Origin of the sequence: Pseudomonas cichorii (assembly GCF_003700275.1) — a bacterium.
Taxonomy (GTDB): Bacteria; Pseudomonadota; Gammaproteobacteria; order Pseudomonadales; family Pseudomonadaceae; genus Aquipseudomonas; species Aquipseudomonas cichorii_B.
The window spans coordinates 121,954-141,231 of the sequence record NZ_RBRE01000085.1; the positions used below are offsets into that span (position 1 = coordinate 121,954).

The 19,278-nt window shown below is 59.1% G+C and carries 20 protein-coding genes; 16 read left to right on the forward strand and 4 right to left on the reverse strand.

Features of this window, described 5'->3' with window-relative positions; genetic code table 11:
• Window positions 1-63 precede the first annotated feature (63 nt).
• On the forward strand, window positions 64-903 hold the full coding sequence (xdhC, locus tag ALQ04_RS22795) for a xanthine dehydrogenase accessory protein XdhC (RefSeq protein WP_122317984.1): 840 nt from the start codon (window positions 64-66) through the stop codon (window positions 901-903).
• A gap of 7 nt (window positions 904-910) precedes the next feature.
• Window positions 911-2,227 (forward strand): guanine deaminase, encoded by a 1,317-nt coding sequence (guaD, locus tag ALQ04_RS22800; RefSeq protein ID WP_122317985.1) that lies wholly within the window; start codon window positions 911-913, stop codon window positions 2,225-2,227.
• Between the two features lie 11 nt (window positions 2,228-2,238).
• Here guaD and ALQ04_RS22805 read toward each other — a convergent pair whose 3' ends face one another.
• Together ALQ04_RS22805 and uraH are read right to left on the reverse strand one after the other, a co-directional pair.
• Window positions 2,239-2,997 carry a GntR family transcriptional regulator gene (locus ALQ04_RS22805; protein WP_122317986.1) on the reverse strand — a complete coding sequence of 253 codons (759 nt, stop codon included), beginning with the start codon at window positions 2,995-2,997 and terminating at the stop codon, window positions 2,239-2,241.
• 109 nt (window positions 2,998-3,106) lie between these two features.
• A complete protein-coding gene (gene uraH, locus ALQ04_RS22810; RefSeq protein WP_122318028.1) occupies window positions 3,107-3,460 on the reverse strand; it encodes a hydroxyisourate hydrolase in 354 nt (117 codons plus the stop codon).
• A 365-nt stretch (window positions 3,461-3,825) separates the two neighbouring features.
• Between uraH and puuE the strand changes: the two genes are divergently transcribed.
• From puuE to ALQ04_RS22850, 8 genes are all read left to right on the forward strand, one after another.
• Window positions 3,826-4,758, forward strand: coding sequence for an allantoinase PuuE (puuE, locus tag ALQ04_RS22815; RefSeq protein ID WP_122317987.1), 933 nt, complete (start codon window positions 3,826-3,828; stop codon window positions 4,756-4,758).
• A complete protein-coding gene (gene uraD, locus ALQ04_RS22820; RefSeq protein WP_122317988.1) occupies window positions 4,755-5,270 on the forward strand; it encodes a 2-oxo-4-hydroxy-4-carboxy-5-ureidoimidazoline decarboxylase in 516 nt (171 codons plus the stop codon). Before puuE ends, uraD begins: the two co-directional genes overlap by 4 nt.
• Before the next feature lie 37 nt (window positions 5,271-5,307).
• Complete coding sequence (alc, locus tag ALQ04_RS22825) at window positions 5,308-6,303, forward strand: allantoicase (protein WP_122317989.1); 996 nt, start codon at window positions 5,308-5,310, stop codon at window positions 6,301-6,303.
• 116 nt (window positions 6,304-6,419) lie between these two features.
• On the forward strand, window positions 6,420-6,935 hold the full coding sequence (locus tag ALQ04_RS22830) for an ureidoglycolate lyase (protein ID WP_122317990.1): 516 nt from the start codon (window positions 6,420-6,422) through the stop codon (window positions 6,933-6,935).
• 36 nt (window positions 6,936-6,971) lie between these two features.
• A complete protein-coding gene (locus ALQ04_RS22835; protein ID WP_122317991.1) occupies window positions 6,972-8,264 on the forward strand; it encodes a urate hydroxylase PuuD in 1,293 nt (430 codons plus the stop codon).
• A 396-nt stretch (window positions 8,265-8,660) separates the two neighbouring features.
• A complete protein-coding gene (locus tag ALQ04_RS22840; protein ID WP_122317992.1) occupies window positions 8,661-9,446 on the forward strand; it encodes an outer membrane protein OmpK in 786 nt (261 codons plus the stop codon).
• A gap of 160 nt (window positions 9,447-9,606) precedes the next feature.
• On the forward strand, window positions 9,607-10,296 hold the full coding sequence (locus tag ALQ04_RS22845; RefSeq protein WP_259645071.1) for a histidine phosphatase family protein: 690 nt from the start codon (window positions 9,607-9,609) through the stop codon (window positions 10,294-10,296).
• 50 nt (window positions 10,297-10,346) lie between these two features.
• On the forward strand, window positions 10,347-11,132 hold the full coding sequence (locus ALQ04_RS22850; RefSeq protein WP_409077286.1) for a phosphatase PAP2 family protein: 786 nt from the start codon (window positions 10,347-10,349) through the stop codon (window positions 11,130-11,132).
• Window positions 11,133-11,160: 28 nt separating this feature from the next.
• Here ALQ04_RS22850 and ALQ04_RS22855 read toward each other — a convergent pair whose 3' ends face one another.
• Window positions 11,161-12,069 carry a DUF808 domain-containing protein gene (locus ALQ04_RS22855; RefSeq protein ID WP_122317994.1) on the reverse strand — a complete coding sequence of 303 codons (909 nt, stop codon included), beginning with the start codon at window positions 12,067-12,069 and terminating at the stop codon, window positions 11,161-11,163.
• Window positions 12,070-12,279: 210 nt separating this feature from the next.
• Between ALQ04_RS22855 and ALQ04_RS22860 the strand changes: the two genes are divergently transcribed.
• Window positions 12,280-12,759, forward strand: a complete 480-nt coding sequence (locus ALQ04_RS22860) for a transketolase (RefSeq protein ID WP_122317995.1) — start codon at window positions 12,280-12,282, stop codon at window positions 12,757-12,759.
• Between the two features lie 7 nt (window positions 12,760-12,766).
• Here the strand turns inward: ALQ04_RS22860 and ALQ04_RS22865 are convergent, their stop codons facing one another.
• On the reverse strand, window positions 12,767-13,273 hold the full coding sequence (locus ALQ04_RS22865; protein ID WP_122317996.1) for an Lrp/AsnC family transcriptional regulator: 507 nt from the start codon (window positions 13,271-13,273) through the stop codon (window positions 12,767-12,769).
• A gap of 164 nt (window positions 13,274-13,437) precedes the next feature.
• Here ALQ04_RS22865 and ALQ04_RS22870 point away from each other — a divergent pair, with 164 nt between their 5' ends.
• From ALQ04_RS22870 to ALQ04_RS22890, 5 genes are all read left to right on the forward strand, one after another.
• On the forward strand, window positions 13,438-14,454 hold the full coding sequence (locus tag ALQ04_RS22870; protein WP_122317997.1) for a 1-aminocyclopropane-1-carboxylate deaminase: 1,017 nt from the start codon (window positions 13,438-13,440) through the stop codon (window positions 14,452-14,454).
• A 95-nt stretch (window positions 14,455-14,549) separates the two neighbouring features.
• Window positions 14,550-15,155 (forward strand): TetR/AcrR family transcriptional regulator, encoded by a 606-nt coding sequence (locus ALQ04_RS22875; protein WP_122317998.1) that lies wholly within the window; start codon window positions 14,550-14,552, stop codon window positions 15,153-15,155.
• Between the two features lie 458 nt (window positions 15,156-15,613).
• Complete coding sequence (locus ALQ04_RS22880; RefSeq protein WP_122317999.1) at window positions 15,614-17,245, forward strand: methyl-accepting chemotaxis protein; 1,632 nt, start codon at window positions 15,614-15,616, stop codon at window positions 17,243-17,245.
• An 81-nt stretch (window positions 17,246-17,326) separates the two neighbouring features.
• Entirely contained in the window at window positions 17,327-18,148 is an 822-nt protein-coding gene (locus tag ALQ04_RS22885) for an aldo/keto reductase (RefSeq protein WP_122318000.1), read from the forward strand.
• A gap of 111 nt (window positions 18,149-18,259) precedes the next feature.
• Window positions 18,260-19,276 (forward strand): transporter, encoded by a 1,017-nt coding sequence (locus ALQ04_RS22890; protein ID WP_122318001.1) that lies wholly within the window; start codon window positions 18,260-18,262, stop codon window positions 19,274-19,276.
• Window positions 19,277-19,278 lie beyond the last annotated feature (2 nt).

Genomic DNA, 19,278 nt, shown 5'->3' on the forward strand with positions numbered 1-19,278 from the left:
ACCGCCCTCTTCGCGAATGAAGTTGCTCCCACAGGAAGAAACGACCATCAACCGGGAACACCTATGAACAACTGGATCAGCGCTCTGGCCGAGCTACAGGCCCAAGGTGAACCCGGCGTTCTGGTCACCATCATCGAAGAACTGGGCTCGACGCCACGCAATGCGGGCTCGAAGATGGTGGTCACGGCGCAGCGGATCCACGACACCATTGGCGGCGGACATCTGGAATACAAGGCCATGCAGATCGCCCGCGAAATGCTGGCCAGTGGCAGCCAGCAGACACGCCTGGAACGCTTCAATCTTGGTGCCAGCCTCGGCCAATGCTGCGGTGGAGTGAACGTGCTGTTGTTCGAGCCCATGGGCCAGCCGCAGGCACAGATCGCGGTGTTCGGTGCCGGTCATGTCGGGCGGGCGCTGGTGCCGTTACTGGCCAGCCTGCCCTGCCGGGTGCGCTGGGTCGATTCACGCGAACAGGAATTCCCCGAACACCTGCCCGCAGGCGTCCTGAAAATCGTCAACGACGAGCCGGTCGATGAAGTCGCACTGTTGCCCAAAGGCAGTTACTGCATCGTCATGACCCACAACCATCAACTGGATCTGGAGCTGACCGCCGCCATCCTCAAGCGCGAGGACTTTGGCTACTTCGGGTTGATCGGCTCGCGCACCAAGCGCGTCAAATTCGAGCATCGCCTGCGTGAACGCGGCTTTGCACCGGCCTTGCTCCAGCGCATGCGTTGCCCGATGGGCCTGGAACAGGTCAAAGGCAAGCTACCGGTGGAAATCGCCATTTCCATCGCCGCCGAAGTGATCGCCACCTACAACGCCAGTTTTGGCCAACATGGCGCCAGCGCCGAACCTGTCGCCAAACTGCTGCCCGCCTCGCGGCGCAGCCAGTCGCAATGAGAGATTCATGACTTCAGTTGCCCGCTACAAAAAAGCCTACCGTGCCAGCATCGTGCACAGCATCGCCGACCCCGCCACAGTGGCGGTCGAAGCGTCCTACGAATATTTCGCCGACGGCCTGTTGCTGGTCGAGAACGACAGGATAGTTGCCGTCGGCCATGCCGCCGATCTGCTGGGCACGCTCGGCAGCGATGTCGAGCTGATCGAATATCAGGATGCACTGATTACTCCCGGCTTTATCGACACTCATATCCATCTGCCCCAGACCGGCATGATCGGCGCCTATGGCGAGCAACTGCTGGACTGGCTCGACACTTACACCTTCCCTTGCGAAAGCCAGTTCGCCGACCCGGCGCATGCCGCGCAAGTGGCCGATATCTTTCTCAAGGAACTGCTGCGCAACGGCACCACGACCGCGCTGGTGTTCGGCAGCGTGCACAAGGAATCGGTGGAAGCTTTTTTCAGCGCCGCCCGGCAACTCAACCTGCGCATGATCGCCGGCAAGGTGCTGATGGACCGCAACGCGCCGGACTATCTGGTCGACACGCCGCAGTCCAGCTACGCCGACAGCAAGGCGCTGATCGAGCGCTGGCACGGCAATGGCCGCCTGAGCTATGCCGTGACCCCGCGCTTTGCGCCCACCAGCACGCCGGAGCAATTAAGCCTGGCCGGCAAGCTGCTGAGCGAATATCCCGGCCTCTATATGCAGACGCATATCAGCGAAAACCTGCAGGAAATCGAATGGGTCAAGGCGCTGTTTCCGGAGCGGAAAAACTATCTGGACGTCTACGACCATTTCAAGCTGCTGGGCGAACGCTCGGTGTTCGCCCATGGCGTGCATCTGTGCGACGAACAGTGCGCACGCCTGGCAGAAACCGGCTCGGCCATCGCCTTCTGCCCGACCTCCAACCTGTTTCTGGGCAGCGGCCTGTTCAACCTGCCGCAGGCGGAGAAGCATGGCATCCATGTCGGGCTGGGTACCGATGTCGGCGGCGGTACCAGTTTTTCGATCCTGCAGACGCTGAACGAAGCCTACAAGGTCATGCAGATGCAAGGTGCCCGGCTCAGCCCGTTCAAGTCGCTGTACCTGGCCACGCTGGGCGGCGCACGGGCACTGCGCCTGGACGACCGGATCGGCAGCCTGCAACCCGGCAACGAAGCCGACTTTGTGGTACTGGATTACAACGCCACGCCGCTGCTGGCCTATCGCTTGAAACAGGCCAGGGACATTGCCGAGATTCTGTTCGTGTTGATGACCCTCGGCGATGACCGCACGGTGCGCCAGACCTGGTCAGCCGGGCAACTGGTGCATGAGCGCGGCTGATCGGTGAAGGCTCAGGAGGCCTTGCCGGGCTTCTTCTTGCCCTGCATCAGATGGGAAAACACGGCATGCAAATCGTCGGACGCGCCGTCGTCGTCAAGGTTGAGTTTGCTGTCGATGTGGTCCATGTGATGCATCATCAGCTTCACCGCCCGTGCCGCATCGCGGGCTTCGATGGCGTCGATCAACTGGTTGTGCTCATCGTAGGAACAATGGGTGCGGTTGCCATTTTCGTATTGGGCGATGATCAGTGAAGTCTGCGATACCAGGCTGCGCTGAAAGCTGATCAGCGGAGCGTTTTTCGCCGCGACTGCCAGTTGCAGGTGAAACTCGCCGGACAGGCGAATCCCGGCGCCGCGGTCGCCTCTGGCAAAGCTGTCGCGCTCGTCACTGACCATCTGCCGCAATTGGGCCAGTTGTTCGGTCGTCGCGTGCTCGACCGCCAGTTCGGTAATGGCCTTTTCCACCATGCGGCGGGCGAAGAACACCTGGCGCGCTTCTTCGACACTGGGGCTGGCGACCACTGCACCGCGGTTGGGGCGCAGCAGCACCACGCCTTCATGGGCCAGCCGCGACAGCGCGCGACGAATGATGGTGCGACTTACGCCAAAGATCTCGCCCAGTGCTTCTTCGCTGAGTTTGGTGCCCGGCGCCAGTCGCTGCTCAAGAATGACCTCGAAGATATGCGCATAGACGATATCGTCCTGGGTCGCATTTCGGGCTGACTTGGCCGTACGCGGCTGTTTCTTGAGGGGCAGGGACTGTTCGTTCATGGGCACTCGTGCGCAAGGGGGTTACGGCCTGGGACCGGCGCATTGTACACAGTGCGCTACCACAAGGCGTGCTTCACAGCCCTGTGGCAGGCAGCTTGCTGGCGACGGATCAACTGCCACGGTAGGTCGAGTAACTGTAAGGCGAAACCAGCAGCGGCACGTGATAGTGCTCCTGAGCTGCATCAATCCCGAAGCGCAGCACCACCACATCGAGAAAGGCCGGTCCCGACAAGGTCACGCCACGCGCCCGGTAGTAATCGCCGGCCTGAAACTGCAACTGGTAGACACCCGAACGATACTCTTCGCCCTGCAACAAGGGCGCATCACAGCGGCCATCGCTGTTGGTCAGCGCTGTGGCGACCCGCTCCAGGCGCTCGCCCTCAACCCGATACAGCTCGATATGGATGCCGCTGCCGGGGCAACCGTGTGCGGCGTCCAGCACATGCGTGGTCAAGCGTCCCATGGATATCTGCGCCTTCTGGATGATGTGGATGACGGGCATGCTGCACCATCGAGGTGCCTGCCGCTGCCTGGAAGAACTCGATTAAGACACTTTTCAAAAAACTTGTACACAATAAAACCGGCAGCGATAAGGTCTGAAATATCCAGGTCGCTCCAGAACCCCATGAATGCTGAAGCAAAGGAAAGTATTGAGATTTTTCCTTTTAAGCTGACCGGTCAGGCAAGTTTATTGCATGACCCATCGCACCGAAGCACAAAATACACCAATGACAATGCACCTATTATTTTGTATACAATCCGTGCATCGCGGTTTCTGCCGAACAGGCATGCCCCGCTCCCGATTTCACGCACATAAGGAAGCTTGCTGTGAGCGCTGACTATCCACGCGACCTGATCGGTTACGGCAGCCATCCGCCCCATCCTCACTGGCCCGGCAATGCCCGCATCGCCCTGTCCTTCGTGCTCAATTACGAGGAAGGCGGCGAGCGTAACATTCTGCATGGCGACAAGGAGTCCGAAGCGTTCCTGTCCGAGATGGTCGCCGCGCAGCCGTTGCAAGGCCAGCGCAACATGAGCATGGAGTCGCTTTACGAATACGGCAGTCGCGCCGGTGTGTGGCGCATCCTCAAGCTGTTCAAGCAGTTCGATATCCCGCTGACCATCTTTGCCGTGGCCATGGCCGCCCAGCGGCATCCGGATGTGATCCGCGCCATGGTCGCCGATGGCCATGAAATCTGCAGCCACGGCTATCGCTGGATCGACTATCAGAACATGGACGAAGCCCAGGAGCGCGAACACATGCTCCAGGCGATCCGCATTCTCACCGAAATCAGCGGCGAACGTCCGCTGGGCTGGTACACCGGGCGCACCGGGCCCAACACCCGGCGTCTGGTGATGGAGGAAGGCGGCTTTCTCTATGATTGCGACACTTATGATGACGACCTGCCCTACTGGGAGCCGAACAATCCGACAGGCAAGCCGCACCTGGTGATTCCCTACACGCTGGACACCAATGACATGCGCTTCACCCAGGTGCAGGGTTTCAACAATGGCGAGCAGTTTTTCCAGTACCTCAAGGATGCCTTCGACGTGCTGTATGCCGAAGGTGCCGAGGCGCCGAAAATGCTTTCCATCGGCCTGCATTGCCGGTTGATCGGCCGCCCTGCCCGGCTGGCGGCGCTCAAGCGTTTCATCGAATACGCCAAAGGCCATGAGCAGGTCTGGTTCACGCGCCGGGTCGACATTGCCCGTCACTGGCATGCGCAACATCCATTCAGCGCCAGGGCCGAACAACAATGAGCCACTTTCAGACGCTGACGCCCTCGTCCCTGAGCCGTGATGCTTTTATTGCGGCCTTTGCCGACATCTACGAGCATTCGCCCTGGGTCGCAGAACAGGCTTATGACCAGGGTTTGAACCTTGAACTGGATCAGGTCGAAAACCTGCATGCGCGAATGAGCGAGATCCTGCTCAGCGCCAGTCATGAACGGCAACTGGCGCTGATCAATGCCCACCCGGACCTGGCTGGCAAGGCCGCGGTTGCCGGTGAGCTGACCGAAGCCAGTAGCAGCGAGCAGGCCGGCGCCGGCATTCATCAATGCAGCGCCGCAGAGTTTCAGCGTTTTACCGAGCTGAATCAGGCCTACAAGGCCAGGTTCGGCTTTCCGTTCATCATGGCGGTCAAGGGCAGCGACCGGCACAAGATCCTCGCGGCCTTCGAGCAGCGCATCCAGCATTCGGCAGAGGCCGAGTTCGCCTGCGCGCTGGCCGAAATCAACAAGATTGCCCTGTTTCGCCTGCAACCCCTGTAATCCCTCCCAAGCCCATTGAGAAAGGCAGACAAAAAGAATGAAAGTTTACGCCGCACCCTTTGAGAAGTTCGTCAATCTGGCCGATGCCCGCCTGGGAACCAAAATCCTTTGCGTTACTGATGACTGGTTCGCCGATGCCAATCGCCTGTTCCAGCCTACTCCAGCGGTGTGGAAGGAAGGCGTGTTCGATGACAACGGCAAATGGATGGACGGCTGGGAGTCGCGGCGCAAGCGTTTCGAGGGTTATGACAGCGCGGTAATCCGCCTGGGCGTGGCGGGCACCATCAAGGGCGTGGACATCGACACGTCGTTCTTTACCGGCAACTTCCCGCCTTCCGCCTCGCTGGAAGCCTGCTTCCTGGCTTCGGGCGATCCGGATGAAAACACCCAATGGGTCGAGGTGCTGCCTTCGGTCGAGCTGCAAGGCAACAGCCATCATTACCATGAAATAGGCAACGATCAGGCGTTCAGCCACCTGCGCTTCAATATCTATCCCGATGGCGGCGTGGCGCGTCTGCGCGTGCATGGCATCCCGTTTCGCGACTGGTCCGCAGTCAACGCCAGCGAGCAGATCGATCTGGCAGCGGCCCTCAATGGCGGCCGTTCGATTGCCTGTTCCGACGAGCACTACGGCAGCATGAGCAACATCCTCAATCCGGGCCGCGGCGTGAACATGGGCGACGGCTGGGAAACCGCACGCCGCCGCACGCCGGGCAATGACTGGGTGATCGTGGCGCTGGGGCATCCTGGCGAAGTGGAAAAAGTCATCGTCGATACCCTGCACTTCAAGGGCAACTACCCGGACAGTTGCTCGATCCAGGGCGCGTTCGTCAAAGGCGGCACCGACAGCCAGATCGAAACCCAGAGTTTGTTCTGGCGCGAACTGCTGCCAAGCCAGAAACTGAGCATGCACGCCGAACATGAGTTCGCCGAACAGATCAAGGCCATCGGCCCGATCACCCACATCCGCCTGAATGTTTTCCCGGATGGTGGCGTGAGCCGGTTGCGGGTCCTGGGCAAAATAACCAAATAAATACATAACCCGGTAGGAGCGGATTTATCCGCGAAGCAATGCAGCAGGCGACGCCGAGGCTGAATTTGCACCTCGTTCGCGAATGAATTCGCTGCTACTGGCCTAGAGATACTTTCATGCGCAAACTGATTATCGAGCCGTTGACCAAAGAAGCCTTTGCCCCGTTCGGTGATGTGATCGAAACCGATGGCAGCGCGCATTTCATGATCAACAACGGTTCGACACAGCGCTTTCATCGTCTGGCCGAGGTGCAAACCGCCACGCCAGACGACAAGGCAATCATCAGCATCTTCCGCGCCGAGGCGCTGGACATGCCGTTGACCATTGCCATGCTGGAGCGCCATCCGCTGGGCAGCCAGGCGTTCATACCGCTGCTCGGCAATCCTTTTCTGATCGTGGTCGCGCCACTTGGCGATGCACCGCAATCAGAGCTGACCCGCGCCTTCGTGTCCAACGGCAGGCAGGGTATCAATTACCATCGCGGCATCTGGCACCATCCGGTGCTGACGATCGAAAAGCGGGATGACTTCCTGGTGGTTGATCGCAGTGGCACAGGCAACAACTGCGATGAGCATTACTTTGAAGAGAGCCAGAAACTGGTTCTCGACCCCAACACACCAGAAAGGGCCTGAGCCCCCGTCAAGTGGTGGCCGGGAAAGGGAAATATCGTGCAGGCACATCTGATGGAATGGCTGAATCTGGGCATACGCTGGATTCACATGATTGTCGGCGTGGCGTGGATCGGTGCGTCGTTCTACTTCGTCTGGCTGGAAAACAACCTCAATCGCTCCAATCCGCGCGATGGCCTGTCGGGAGATCTGTGGGCCATTCACGGCGGCGGCATCTACCACCTGGAAAAATACAAGCTCGCGCCACCGACCATGCCCGAGAACCTGCACTGGTTCAAATGGGAAGCCTATTCAACCTGGTTGTCCGGGGTAGCGCTGCTGTGTGTGGTGTTCTACGCCAATCCGGTACTTTATCTGCTGGCGCCGGGCAGCAGCCTGTCGGGCGCTGAAGGTGTCCTGATCGGCCTCGGCTCATTGTTCGTGGGCTGGTTCGTGTACAGCTTTCTGTGCGACTCGGCACTGGGCAAACGCCCGGTGTTGCTGGGCGTCATTCTGTTCGTGCTGCTGGTGGCTGCAGCGTTTGCCTTCAGCAAGGTGTTCAGCGGTCGCGGGGCTTATCTGCATGTAGGCGCCATCATGGGCACCATCATGGTCGGCAACGTGTTCCGCATTATCATGCCGGCCCAGCGCGCACTGGTTGCGGCGATTGCCGAGAATCGCACCCCGGACCCGGCCCTGCCCGCCAAAGGCCTGCTGCGCTCGCGGCACAACAACTATTTCACCCTGCCGGTGCTGTTCATCATGATCAGCAACCATTTTCCGAGCACCTACGGCAGTCAATACAACTGGCTGATTCTGGCGGGCATCGCGTTGCTGGCGGTGCTGGTGCGGCATTACTTCAATACCCGGCATGACAACCACCGGTTCGCCTGGACCTTACCGGTCGCCGCACTGGGCATGTTGTGTCTGGCCTACGTCACTGGCCCGGCACAGCCGCACATGCCTGCGCAGGCCCAGAAAATCCAATACCAGCCGCTACCCGGCACGGCCGTGGGTGGTTACCGGGCCGATGAAAAGCGCCCCGAACCGGTTGCCGCGCCTGCACCGGCTGAACCCGCCAAGGTTGCCGGAATAGAGTTCGGCAAAGTCCATGAAGTCATCCAGCAACGCTGCACCGTTTGCCATTCGGCCAATCCCACCAGCACGCTGTTCAGTACAGCGCCTGCCGGCGTGATGTTCGACACGGCCGAGCAGATCCAGCTACTGGCCCCGCGCATCAAGGCCCAGGCCATCACCGCCCCGATCATGCCGCTGGGCAATATCACCCAGATGACCCAGCAGGAGCGGGATATGCTGGGTGCCTGGATCGACCAGGGCGCCAGTATTCGCTGATCCCGTTCGCGAATGAATTGGCTCTGTCCTCGGGGAGGCAGCTTGCTGGCGACAACGGTAAAGTCGCCAGCAAGTTGCCTCCCACAGTCCTGAACTGCCCTACTTTCGACTCTATCGCCCCGTCCTGGAGCACTTGAGCCCGTGCCCGACAGCCAGTATTCTCCGCCGCCGCTGTGAAGCAGCCGGCCTGAAAACGCTACGCCCCCGGAAAAACATCAGGAACCGATGACTCCTCATCGTTGAGGAATCACTTCGGCTTTATTTCCGTGGTTTGGCTCAGCTCTTGCTAACAACACAAAGCTGACCAGACAGACAATTTATTACAGACCGAGAAAAGGCGTCATCCACAGAACGCCTACCTCAAGAATAACGATCCAATCTCAAGGGAGCACCCACATGAACCGCACTTTCTCCAGCCTGTTACTGGCCGGCAGTCTGCTGACCGCAGGCCCGGCCATGGCCGCCGATCTGTTTCAATGGCAGACCAACAGCCTGACCTACCTCAATGGCCGGGACTTCACGGTCAACCCGGAAATCCAGCAGACCTTCACTTTTGAACATGCTGATGGCTGGAAGTACGGCGACAACTTCTTCTTCGTCGACAAGATTTTCTACAACGGCAAGAAAGATGCGAACAGCGGCCCGAACACCTATTACGGCGAGTTCTCGCCACGCCTGTCGATGGGCAAGATCTTCGGCCAGAAGTTTGAACTTGGCCCGATCTCGGACGTGCTGCTGGCCGCAACCTATGAGTTTGGCGAAGGTGATAACGAGTCGTACCTGATCGGTCCGGGCTTTGATCTGAACATTCCGGGCTTCGACTACTTCCAGCTCAACTTCTACCAGCGCCAGACCGAAGGCAATCGTCCGGGTGACGGTGTGTGGCAGATCACGCCGGTGTGGTCCTACACCATTGCTGCCGGCAAGTCCGATGTAGTGATCGACGGTTTCATCGACTGGGTCGTGGACAACGACAAGAACGCCCGCGGCACTTATCACGCCAACCTGCACATCAACCCGCAGATCAAATACGACCTGGGCAAGGCACTGGATTTCCCCGAGAAGCAGCTGTACGTCGGTATCGAGTACGACTACTGGAGCAACAAGTACGGGATCAAGGACACTTCATCCTTCGATACCGACCAGAACACTGCCAGCCTGTTGGTCAAAGTATTCTTCTGATCACACCCGCTATCGGTGAGGCAGGCAATAACGTTGCCCCTCACCCCTGCCGAACAGATGCTCTTCAACTGTTTTTTCACATAGCGCCGACAAGTCATTAACTTGTCGCGCCCTAAGCTGCGGTCCAGTTATCTCCTTTCCTCGTGAAGGCGACCCAGCGTTGAATAGCCAATCTCAATACAACTACTTGGACATTGCCAGCCACACTGGCCTTAAAAACCTCACCCGTTCCCCACGAGCGCTCTGGCTATTGCCATTTGCATTGGCTCTTTTCTGGCTGGGTACCTACCTGCTGATGCCTTCTGGCCCGCTCGACCTGTCACAAGGCAACAACCTGCGCAAAGCCCGTGTACTTGCCCACTGGGCCGAAGGTGATCTGGTGGTTCTGGTGCGCCATGCCGAACGTTGCGATCACTCGACCAATCCCTGCCTCGGGCCGCGCGACGGCATTACCCGTAAAGGCCAGCTTGTGGCACAGGGGCTGGGCGACTCCTTCCGCGCTCTTGGCCTGAACCACACCGATATCTTCAACAGCCCTCTGCAGCGCACGGCCCAGACCGCAAGCTTTGCCTTCAAGGGCGCAAGTATCGATCAGGCCTGGCTGGCCAACTGTCGCCACTCCCTGCTGGACGATGTACAGCAGCGCAAAGTCGATCAGAGAAACATGGTGCTGATCACTCACAGCGAGTGCTTCGACCAACTGGAGAAGTCACTGAAAGTATCGGCGCGCACCGTTCCCGACTATGGCAGCGCCCTGTTCGTGGCCATTGACCGCCAACACAACAGCGCTCGGGTTCTGGGCTTTCTCGATGCCCAGGACTGGAAATCCGTCATGCCGCAACACCCTTAAACCACCAGGAACCCGGTCGCGTGAATACTCCAGGAAACCGCTTCTATCTGATGAATGTCGGCATACCGTTATTGCTGGCTGCTCTGCTCTTTGTCGTCTTCGACCTTACCGAACTCGATGTCACCCTCAGCAATCTGCTGTATGACCCTGTCACTCAGGTCTTCCCGTTCCAGCACGACAGGCTTTTTGAAAACATTACCCATCGCTGGCCACGCATCATTCCGGACTGGACCGGCGAACTGGCGCTCATGGGGGCCGTGCTTTCATTTGTATGGCCCAGGCTCAGGGCCGACAGACATCGGCACTTGATTGCTCGGCTGGAAAAGCTTCGCATCGCCAAAGCACTTGAGTTTCTTGCCCGCCATCGCCGTGACTTTATCTTCGTGGTGGTCGCTTTCTCGATAACCACTGGCATGGTCCATTATTTCAAGAGCCATACCAGTGTCTATTGCCCTGTTGAAACCACCTTGTATGGCGGCACTCAGGAAAAGCGGGAATGGTTCGAGAACTTCAATCTTCTGCATGAAGCCGGCAAGGGCCGTTGCTGGCCGGGCGGGCATGCCTCAAGCGGTTTTACCCTGCTGGCGCTGTACTTCGTCGCCCGCCGCTACCGTTGGCGACATGCGCGCAAACTGCTGGCATGGACGCTGTTGCTGGGCATGGTCTATGGCACCACCCGAGTCCTGCAAGGCTGGCACTTCATGTCCCACACTTTCTGGTCTGGAATCCTGGTCTGGCTGACCATGTTGCTGACTGCCCTGGCCTTTTATGGGCGATCAGCCCTTCAGGCGTCACCTGCCAGGGTAGCGAAGCAGACCCTGGCATCGGCCAACTGATCACTCAGAAATAGCGGCCAGGGCCTGTTCAGCCCTTGGCCGACTTGAACACCTTGCCCGCCAGCGTCACCACGACCACCAGCGCTGCACCGGCGATGATGCCTGCAAGGGCATCGATGAGGGTTGGCAAGACTATCGAGAAACCACCCACAGCACTGGCCGCGCTTTCGGTTACGCCATCGACCCAGTGATGGGCAAACGGCAAGCCGTGAACCAGAATGCCGCCGCCGACCATGAACATCGCAGCGGTGCCAAGTATCGACAGCAGTTTCATCAATACCGGAGCCAGCCGCAGCAACCCGTTGCCCAGGCTTTGCATGGCTGAACTGGCGCTTTTTTTCAGGTGCAGCCCCAGGTCATCGAGTTTCACGATACCGGCCACCAGGCCATAGACGCCGACGGTAATCAGTACGGCGACAATCACCAGCACGCCGACCTGATCCAGAAACGGCCGACTTGAAACCACGCCCAGGGCCAGGACGATGATTTCCGCCGAAAGAATGAAGTCGGTACGAATCGCGCCTTTGATGCGTGCCTTCTCGAACGCCACCCTATCCGTCGTCGCGCTTGCGGCAGCCTGCTTGCGTTCTTCGTGCTCCTGCCCGGTTTCGGGGTGCAGCCATTTGTGGGCGATCTTCTCCGCGCCCTCGAAACACAGGTAGGCGCCACCAATCATCAACAACGGCAGGATTGCCCATGGCGCAAAGGCGCTGATCAGCAAGGCCGCCGGCACCAGAATCGCTTTATTGAGCAATGAGCCCTTGGCCACCGCCCACACCACCGGCAACTCGCGATCGGCCGAGACGCCGGTGACTTGTTGCGCATTGAGGGCCAGGTCATCGCCCAGAACCCCTGCGGTCTTTTTGGTGGCCAGCGCCACATCATCGAGCAGGGTTGCAATGTCATCGAGCAGAGTCAGCAAGCTTCCAGCAGCCACAATCAATATCCTTTAACAAATAGAAAAACAAAAAACGGCGCCTATTGAATCACAAGGCATGGCCCATGCACGCCGCTATCAGTCTCTGACCGACACAATTGGCGAACGTTTGAAACAGTCGCCGAAGTGCGCAATCAGCCAGGCTTGTGGCGTAAGTGTTGCATCGGAAAATCCGGTTATTGATCGCTGCACCCACCACAAGGGGCTGTTATGGACATTGATTCGCAACGAGCGCACTGGCTGAAACCCACCTCTCAGGAAACCGGCGTCATCATCATTTCCAACGCCAGCCTGCCCAGTTACCTCATCGAAACACTGCACAGCGAAATCAGCGACTGGGAACAGGTGGCTTATCTGGTCATCAAGCAGTCGAGCCAGCTGGAAGAGGAATGGCTGCATGCCGAGAGCCAGGCCTTCAGTGCGCAAAAGCCATCGAGTTGCGAAGCCGATGGCCTGTTGAGTTCAATCCCCAAGACCTGCCATTTGCTGGATGTGGAAGCCGGTGACCGGGCGCGTCTGTCGTGGCTGGGTTCGGTCTGCGGGCACAAGCTGCATTTCTTCGAGCTGGAGCAATTCGAGGAACAGGCTCCGTCCAAGGCATCGATGGACGTACAGGTAGAAGAAATCCTCGCAGCGACCCGGCATCTGGTGAAGCGCTACCTGCAGGATCACTTCATGTCGCCGTCCTGAGCCTTGCTCAAAGCGGAATCAGGGTGGTCGAAAGCACCTGGCGCAAGCCCATGAAAGAGCGGATCTGCCGCACACCCGGCAGGTACAGGAGCTGTTCGGCGTGCAGCCGGTTAAAGCTCTGGCTGTCCTTGGTGCGCAACAACATGAAGTAGTCGAACTCGCCGGTCACCACATGAAACTCCATGCAACCGGAGACCTTTTGCGCCGCTGCCTCGAACTGGGCGAATGAGTCCGGGGTGGAGCGGTCCAGCACCACGCCGATCAACACCACCATACCCGCGTCGAGCGCTTCGCCATTGAGCAGCGCAACCACACCCTTTATGACCCCGGCTTCCTTCAGGCGCTCGACACGTCGCAGGCAGGCCGGCGGGCTCAGTTTGACCTTTTCCGCCAGCGCCACGTTGGAAATCGAGGCATCCCGCTGCAGCGTCTTGAGAATTGCCCGGTCAATCCGGTCCAGCAGCAGCGTGCCGTCGGAATCCGGTTTCTTGTTGCGTTCATTTATTGCTTTCATAAGCACTTTCAAGAAATTAAATTAGTTTTAGATTGCCTGAGACTAACTTTCATTTCTTGAATAGACAATTCTTTGCAACCACGATTTTCGAGCATTTTTCTATGATAGGTCCATCGCCAGCACGCTGATAACGCGCTGGATATTCCTTCCCATGGAGACTCGATATGAACCTGAGCAAATTCAAGCGCTATCCCCTGACCTTCGGTCCCTCGCCGATTACCCCGCTCAAGCGCCTCAGCGAGCATCTGGGTGGCAAGGTCGAGTTGTATGCCAAGCGGGAAGACTGCAACAGCGGTCTGGCCTTTGGTGGCAACAAGACCCGCAAGCTTGAATACCTCGTTCCGGAAGCCATCGAAGGTGGTTACGACACGCTGGTGTCCATCGGCGGTATCCAGTCGAACCAGACCCGCCAGGTGGCCGCCGTCGCCGCTCACCTGGGCATGAAATGCGTGCTGGTTCAGGAGAACTGGGTCAACTACTCCGACGCGGTATATGACCGCGTGGGCAATATCGAGATGTCGCGGATCATGGGCGCTGACGTGCGCCTGGATTCGGCAGGCTTCGACATCGGGATCCGTCCAAGCTGGGAAAAAGCCATGGACGATGTGGTCGCCAGCGGCGGCAAGCCTTTCCCGATTCCAGCGGGTTGCTCCGAGCACCCTTACGGCGGCCTGGGTTTCGTGCGTTTTGCCGATGAAGTACGCCAGCAGGAAGAGGAACTGGGCTTCAAGTTCGATTACATCGTGGTCTGCTCGGTCACCGGCAGCACTCATGCCGGCATGCTGGTCGGCTTTGCCGCCGATGGCCGGGCGCAACGAGTGATCGGGATCGACGCTTCGGCAAAACCGGAACAGACCCGCGAACAAGTACTGCGTATCGCCAGGCACACGGCCGAACTGGTGGAGCTGGGTCGTGAAATCACTGCTGAGGATGTGGTCCTCGACACCCGTTACGCCTACCCCGAATACGGCCTGCCCAACGAAGGCACCCTTGAAGCGATTCGCATGTGCGCGCGCCTGGAAGGTGTGCTGACCGATCCGGTCTATGAAGGCAAATCCATGCACGGCATGATCGACATGGTGCGCAACGGCGAATTCCCCGAAGGCTCGAAAGTGCTCTACGCCCACCTCGGCGGCGTACCGGCCCTCAATGCCTACAGCTTCCTGTTCAAGGATGGCTGATCGCTGACCCGGGCATGATCCGCGCAAGGCCTGATTATTGAGCCTTGCGCGAGGCCGGTGCTACCATGCGCGCCCGCCGTGCAGGAATCTGGGTCATGAGCAGTATTCGCGAGCGCAACAAAGAACTGATCCTGCGCGCGGCCAGCGAAGAGTTTGCCGACAAGGGCTTCGCCGCGACCAAGACCAGCGATATCGCCGCCAAGGCCGGGCTGCCCAAGCCCAATGTCTATTACTACTTCAAGTCCAAGGACAACCTTTATCGCGAGGTGCTGGAAAGCATCATCGAGCCGATCCTGCGCGCCTCGACGCCTTTCAACCCGCAAGGGGTCCCGGCCGAAGTGCTGAGCAGCTACATCCGCTCGAAAATCCAGATTTCCCGCGACCTGCCCTTCGCCTCGAAAGTCTTCGCCAGCGAGATCATGCACGGCGCCCCGCACCTGACGCCCGAGCAGATCGAACAGCTCAATGGCCAGGCCAGGCACAATATCGAATGCATCCAGGCCTGGATCGACAGTGGCCAGATTGCGCCGCTGGACCCTCATCACCTGATGTTCACCATCTGGGCTGCAACCCAGACCTATGCCGACTTCGACTGGCAGATATCCATCGTTACCGGCAAGACCCGGCTTGAAGACGAGGATTATGAAGCGGCCACCCGGACCATACTGCGGCTGGTGCTCAAGGGCTGTGAGCTGGATTGACTTGCTGAACAAGCCAGGAGCGGATTCATCCGCGAAGGGGCCAGAACAGGCGCTACAACTGCTGCGGATCAAAGGCTTCGCGCTCGCGAATGAATTCGCTCCAACAGTTTGCGCTGAAAACAAAAAACCCGCCGAAGCGGGTCGTTTTGCACACAACACCATCCCGACATCCTGTCAGTAGCCTCCTGGCAATGGCCGATCTTCCCTTATCGCTGCATCGATCCTTCGCTGCAGTTGTTGAATTGGATCCTACATTTGTCATGATGGCGGAGCTAGAGCGGATGGCGTCTGTTCGTGTAAGCCTTTGGCTATATGCAGGCGACGTCTAAAAAAGCGTGACTGTTGTCTCAGATTTAGTCATGTTACGCCGACATCATGTAGAGAAAAGCTGAACGTCAGAGCACCGGATTGCCTGATGACTCATAAAAAAAGAAAAACAACGAATTAGGGTGAAGATCATGAATATGCGCAGTTTATCCATTAGTCGGCGGCTATGGCTGATTCTCATTGTGTCTGTGCTGATGCTCTTTGTTCTGGCAGCAGCCATGCTCAAGCAGATTCATGACGATCTTTATCTGGCCAAAGCCGAGAAAACCACTCACGTGGTGCAGGCCGCCGGCGGCGTGCTGACTTATTACCAGGGGCTGGAAGCCGCTGGCACCCTGACCCGCGAGGCCGCGCAGCAGCAGGCGCTCAATACCATCAAGGCCTTGCGTTACGGCCAGAACGACTATTTCTGGATCAACGATATGCGCCCGGTGATGATCATGCACCCGGCCAACCCCAAGCTCGATGGCCAGGATCTTTCGGGCGTGAAGGACCCGGACGGCTTTGCGCTGTTCAATGAAATGGTGGTCGTGGCCAAGAGCAAGGGCGCCGGGCTTGTTAACTACCGCTGGCCAAAACCGGGCGCCAGCGAACCGGTGAAAAAGACCTCTTATGTACAACTGTTCCAGCCTTGGGGCTGGATCATCGGTTCGGGCGTGTATGTCGATGACGTCGCCGCAGAATTCAAGCAGCAAATGTGGAATGCAGTGCTGTTCAGCGCAGGCATTGTCCTGGTTCTGGCGCTGCTGGTGACTTTGATTGTGCGCAGCATCGTCCTGCCGTTGCGCATGACCGTCAACGCCATGGCCAATATCGCCAGCGGCGAAAGCGACCTGACCCGCACCCTGGAAACCCAGGGCGACGACGAAATCACCCTGCTGGGCAAACACTTCAACGCCTTCACCGCCAAGCTGCGCAGCGTGGTCATCGAGTTGCAGTCTTCGGCCGTGGACCTGGGTCAGGCTTCCAGCGAACTGGGCAACAGCGCCGAGCAGGCACAAAGCCGCAGCCAGCAGCAATCCCAGCAGATGGACCTGGTAGCCACCGCGGTCAACGAAGTGACCTACGGCGTGCAGGACGTCGCCAAGAACGCCGAACACGCCGCCAGCGAAATGCGCGATGCCGAATCCCAGGCGCAACAGGGCCAGGTCAATATCGATAACAGCCTGCGCCAGATCGACCACTTGTCCGGCACCATCGGCCAGGCCGTCGAAGTGATGCAGACCCTGGCCAGCGAAAGCACGCAGATCGGTGGCGTTCTGGAAGTGATCAGCTCGATTGCCGAACAGACCAACCTGCTGGCACTCAACGCTGCCATCGAAGCCGCACGCGCCGGCGAGCAAGGCCGTGGCTTTGCCGTAGTGGCCGACGAAGTACGCCTGCTGGCCCAGCGGACCCAGAAGTCCACCGCCGAGATTCAGGGCATGATCGAGCGCCTGCAGCGGCACTCCGACGCGGCGGTCAAGGTGATCGGCGACAGCAGCCGTTCTTCGCAACTGACCATCGAGCAGGCCAATCAGGCCGGCCAGAGCCTGACCTCCATCAGCCAGGCCTTGCGCAACCTCAACAGCCTGAACGCCTCGATTGCCAGCGCGACTCTGCAGCAATCGCATGTGGTCGATGACATCAACCAGAACGTCACCCAGGCCGCGCAGCTGTCCCAGGGCACGGCACTGGCGGCCGAACAGTCCACCGCTGCCAGCCAGCACCTGCGGGGTTTGAGCGAGCAGTTGAATGGTTTGCTGAAACAATTCCGCGTTTAAGTCGTACCGCATGACAGGCTGCACGGAACCTCGTGCAGCCTTTGTTGCCTGAGGCCTGTCCATTTATTTGCAGGGGGTCGTATGCGCACACTGGAACTGGCAGGCAAAAGTGTCCCGGTGCTGGGTCAAGGCACCTGGCACATGGGCGAAAGCAGCGCTCAGCGCTCGGCGGAAATCGCCGCGTTGTGCATGGGCATCGAGCAAGGCATGACCTTGATCGACACGGCAGAAATGTATGCCGACGGCGGCGCCGAAGAGGTAGTCAGGCAAGCCATTGCCGGCCAGCGCGACAAGGTGTTTCTGGTCAGCAAGGTCTACCCGTTCAACGCCAGTCGCGAAGGCATCCCCAAGGCCTGCGAAGCCAGCCTGCGACGCATGAATACCGACTACATCGATCTTTACCTGCTGCACTGGCCGGGCAACTACCCGCTGGGCGAAACCGTGGAAGCGTTCGAGCGGTTGCGTGAAGCGGGCAAGATCGGCAGTTGGGGTGTCTCCAATTTCGATGTGTCGGACATGATGGAACTGGACGACCCGCGCTGTGCCACCAATCAGGTGCTGTACAACCCCGAACAGCGCGGCATCGAGTTCGACCTGCTGCCGTGGGCCAGTGACCGGCACTTGCCGATCATGGCGTACTGCCCGATCGGCCAGGCCGGCGACCTGCTCTATCACCCTGCCCTGCACGAAGTCGCCAATCGCCATAGCGCCACGCCGGCCCAGATCAGTCTGGCCTGGGTGCTGCGCCAGCCGAACATGCTGGCCATCCCCAAGGCGACCAATCCCGAGCACATCCGCCTCAATATCGAGGCCGAGAAAATCGTCCTGACTGCGCAGGACCTGAGCACTCTCGATCTGGCCTGGCCGGTGCCGACCCGTAAGCGTCCGCTGGCGATGGTCTAGCCCTTGCCGACCGGAAACAGGCAGTAACATCCAGTCACAAATATGTCATGACAGCTTGTCATGATGCGCGCTTCACCTCCCCGCTCCGGGCAGGATTGCACGTGGAAAGCCATGAACCACAGCATTGCGCAGCATCAGGATTCGGATCTGTTTGGCCTGCTGTATGGCTTTCGCTTTTGTCCGGGTGAGCGCGGTCAGGAAATCGGTTCCAGCGCGGTCATGGATTACCTGCAGAATCCCCCGGACAACGACGATTTCATCTGGCTGCACCTCAACCTCTCGCATGCAGCCTGCGAACGCTGGATGAAGACTCACCTGCAACTGCCGGAGGAGTTTTTCGAGGCGCTGAACGAAGGCTCGCGCTCGACCCGCATCGAGCACATCGACTCTGCATTGCTGGCGGTGGTCAACGATGTGGTGTTCGACTTCAACATGCTGTCGACCGACATCTCGACCTTGTGGGTCTGTACCCGCAGCCACCTGATGATCACCGCACGCCTGCAACCCTTGCGCTCGGTCGACAAGCTGCGTTCGGCGGTCAAGCGTGGCGAACAGTTCCACTCGCCTCTGGAACTGCTGGCTCACTTGCTCAGCGATCAGGGTGAAGTGCTGACCCAGTTCCTGCGCAAGACCAGTATCAGTGTCGACAGGATCGAAGACCAGTTGCTCTCCCAGCGCCTGAGCAACAACCGCTCGGAACTCGGTGCCATGCGCCGGGTGCTGGTGCGTCTGCAACGCCTGCTGGCGCTGGAGCCCGGTTCGCTGATGCGCCTGTTGCACCGTCCGCCGCACTGGCTGCGCGAAGAAGATGTGCAGGCGCTGCGCCAGTCCACCGAGGAGTCGGCGCTGGTCATCAGCGACCTGATGGCCCTGGGCGAGCGCATCAAGCTGTTGCAGGAAGAAATCGCCGCCAACCTCAACGAGCAAAGCAGCCGCACGCTGTTTACCCTGACCGTGGTCACGGTGCTGGCCTTGCCGATCAATATCGTCGCCGGTTTCTTCGGCATGAATGTCGGCGGTATTCCGCTGGCTTCAGACCCGGAAGGATTCTGGGTGCTGGTGGCACTGGTGGCGACCTTTACCCTGATTGCCGGGCGCTGGGCGTTTCGCAAGCGCGGGGATTATTGAGG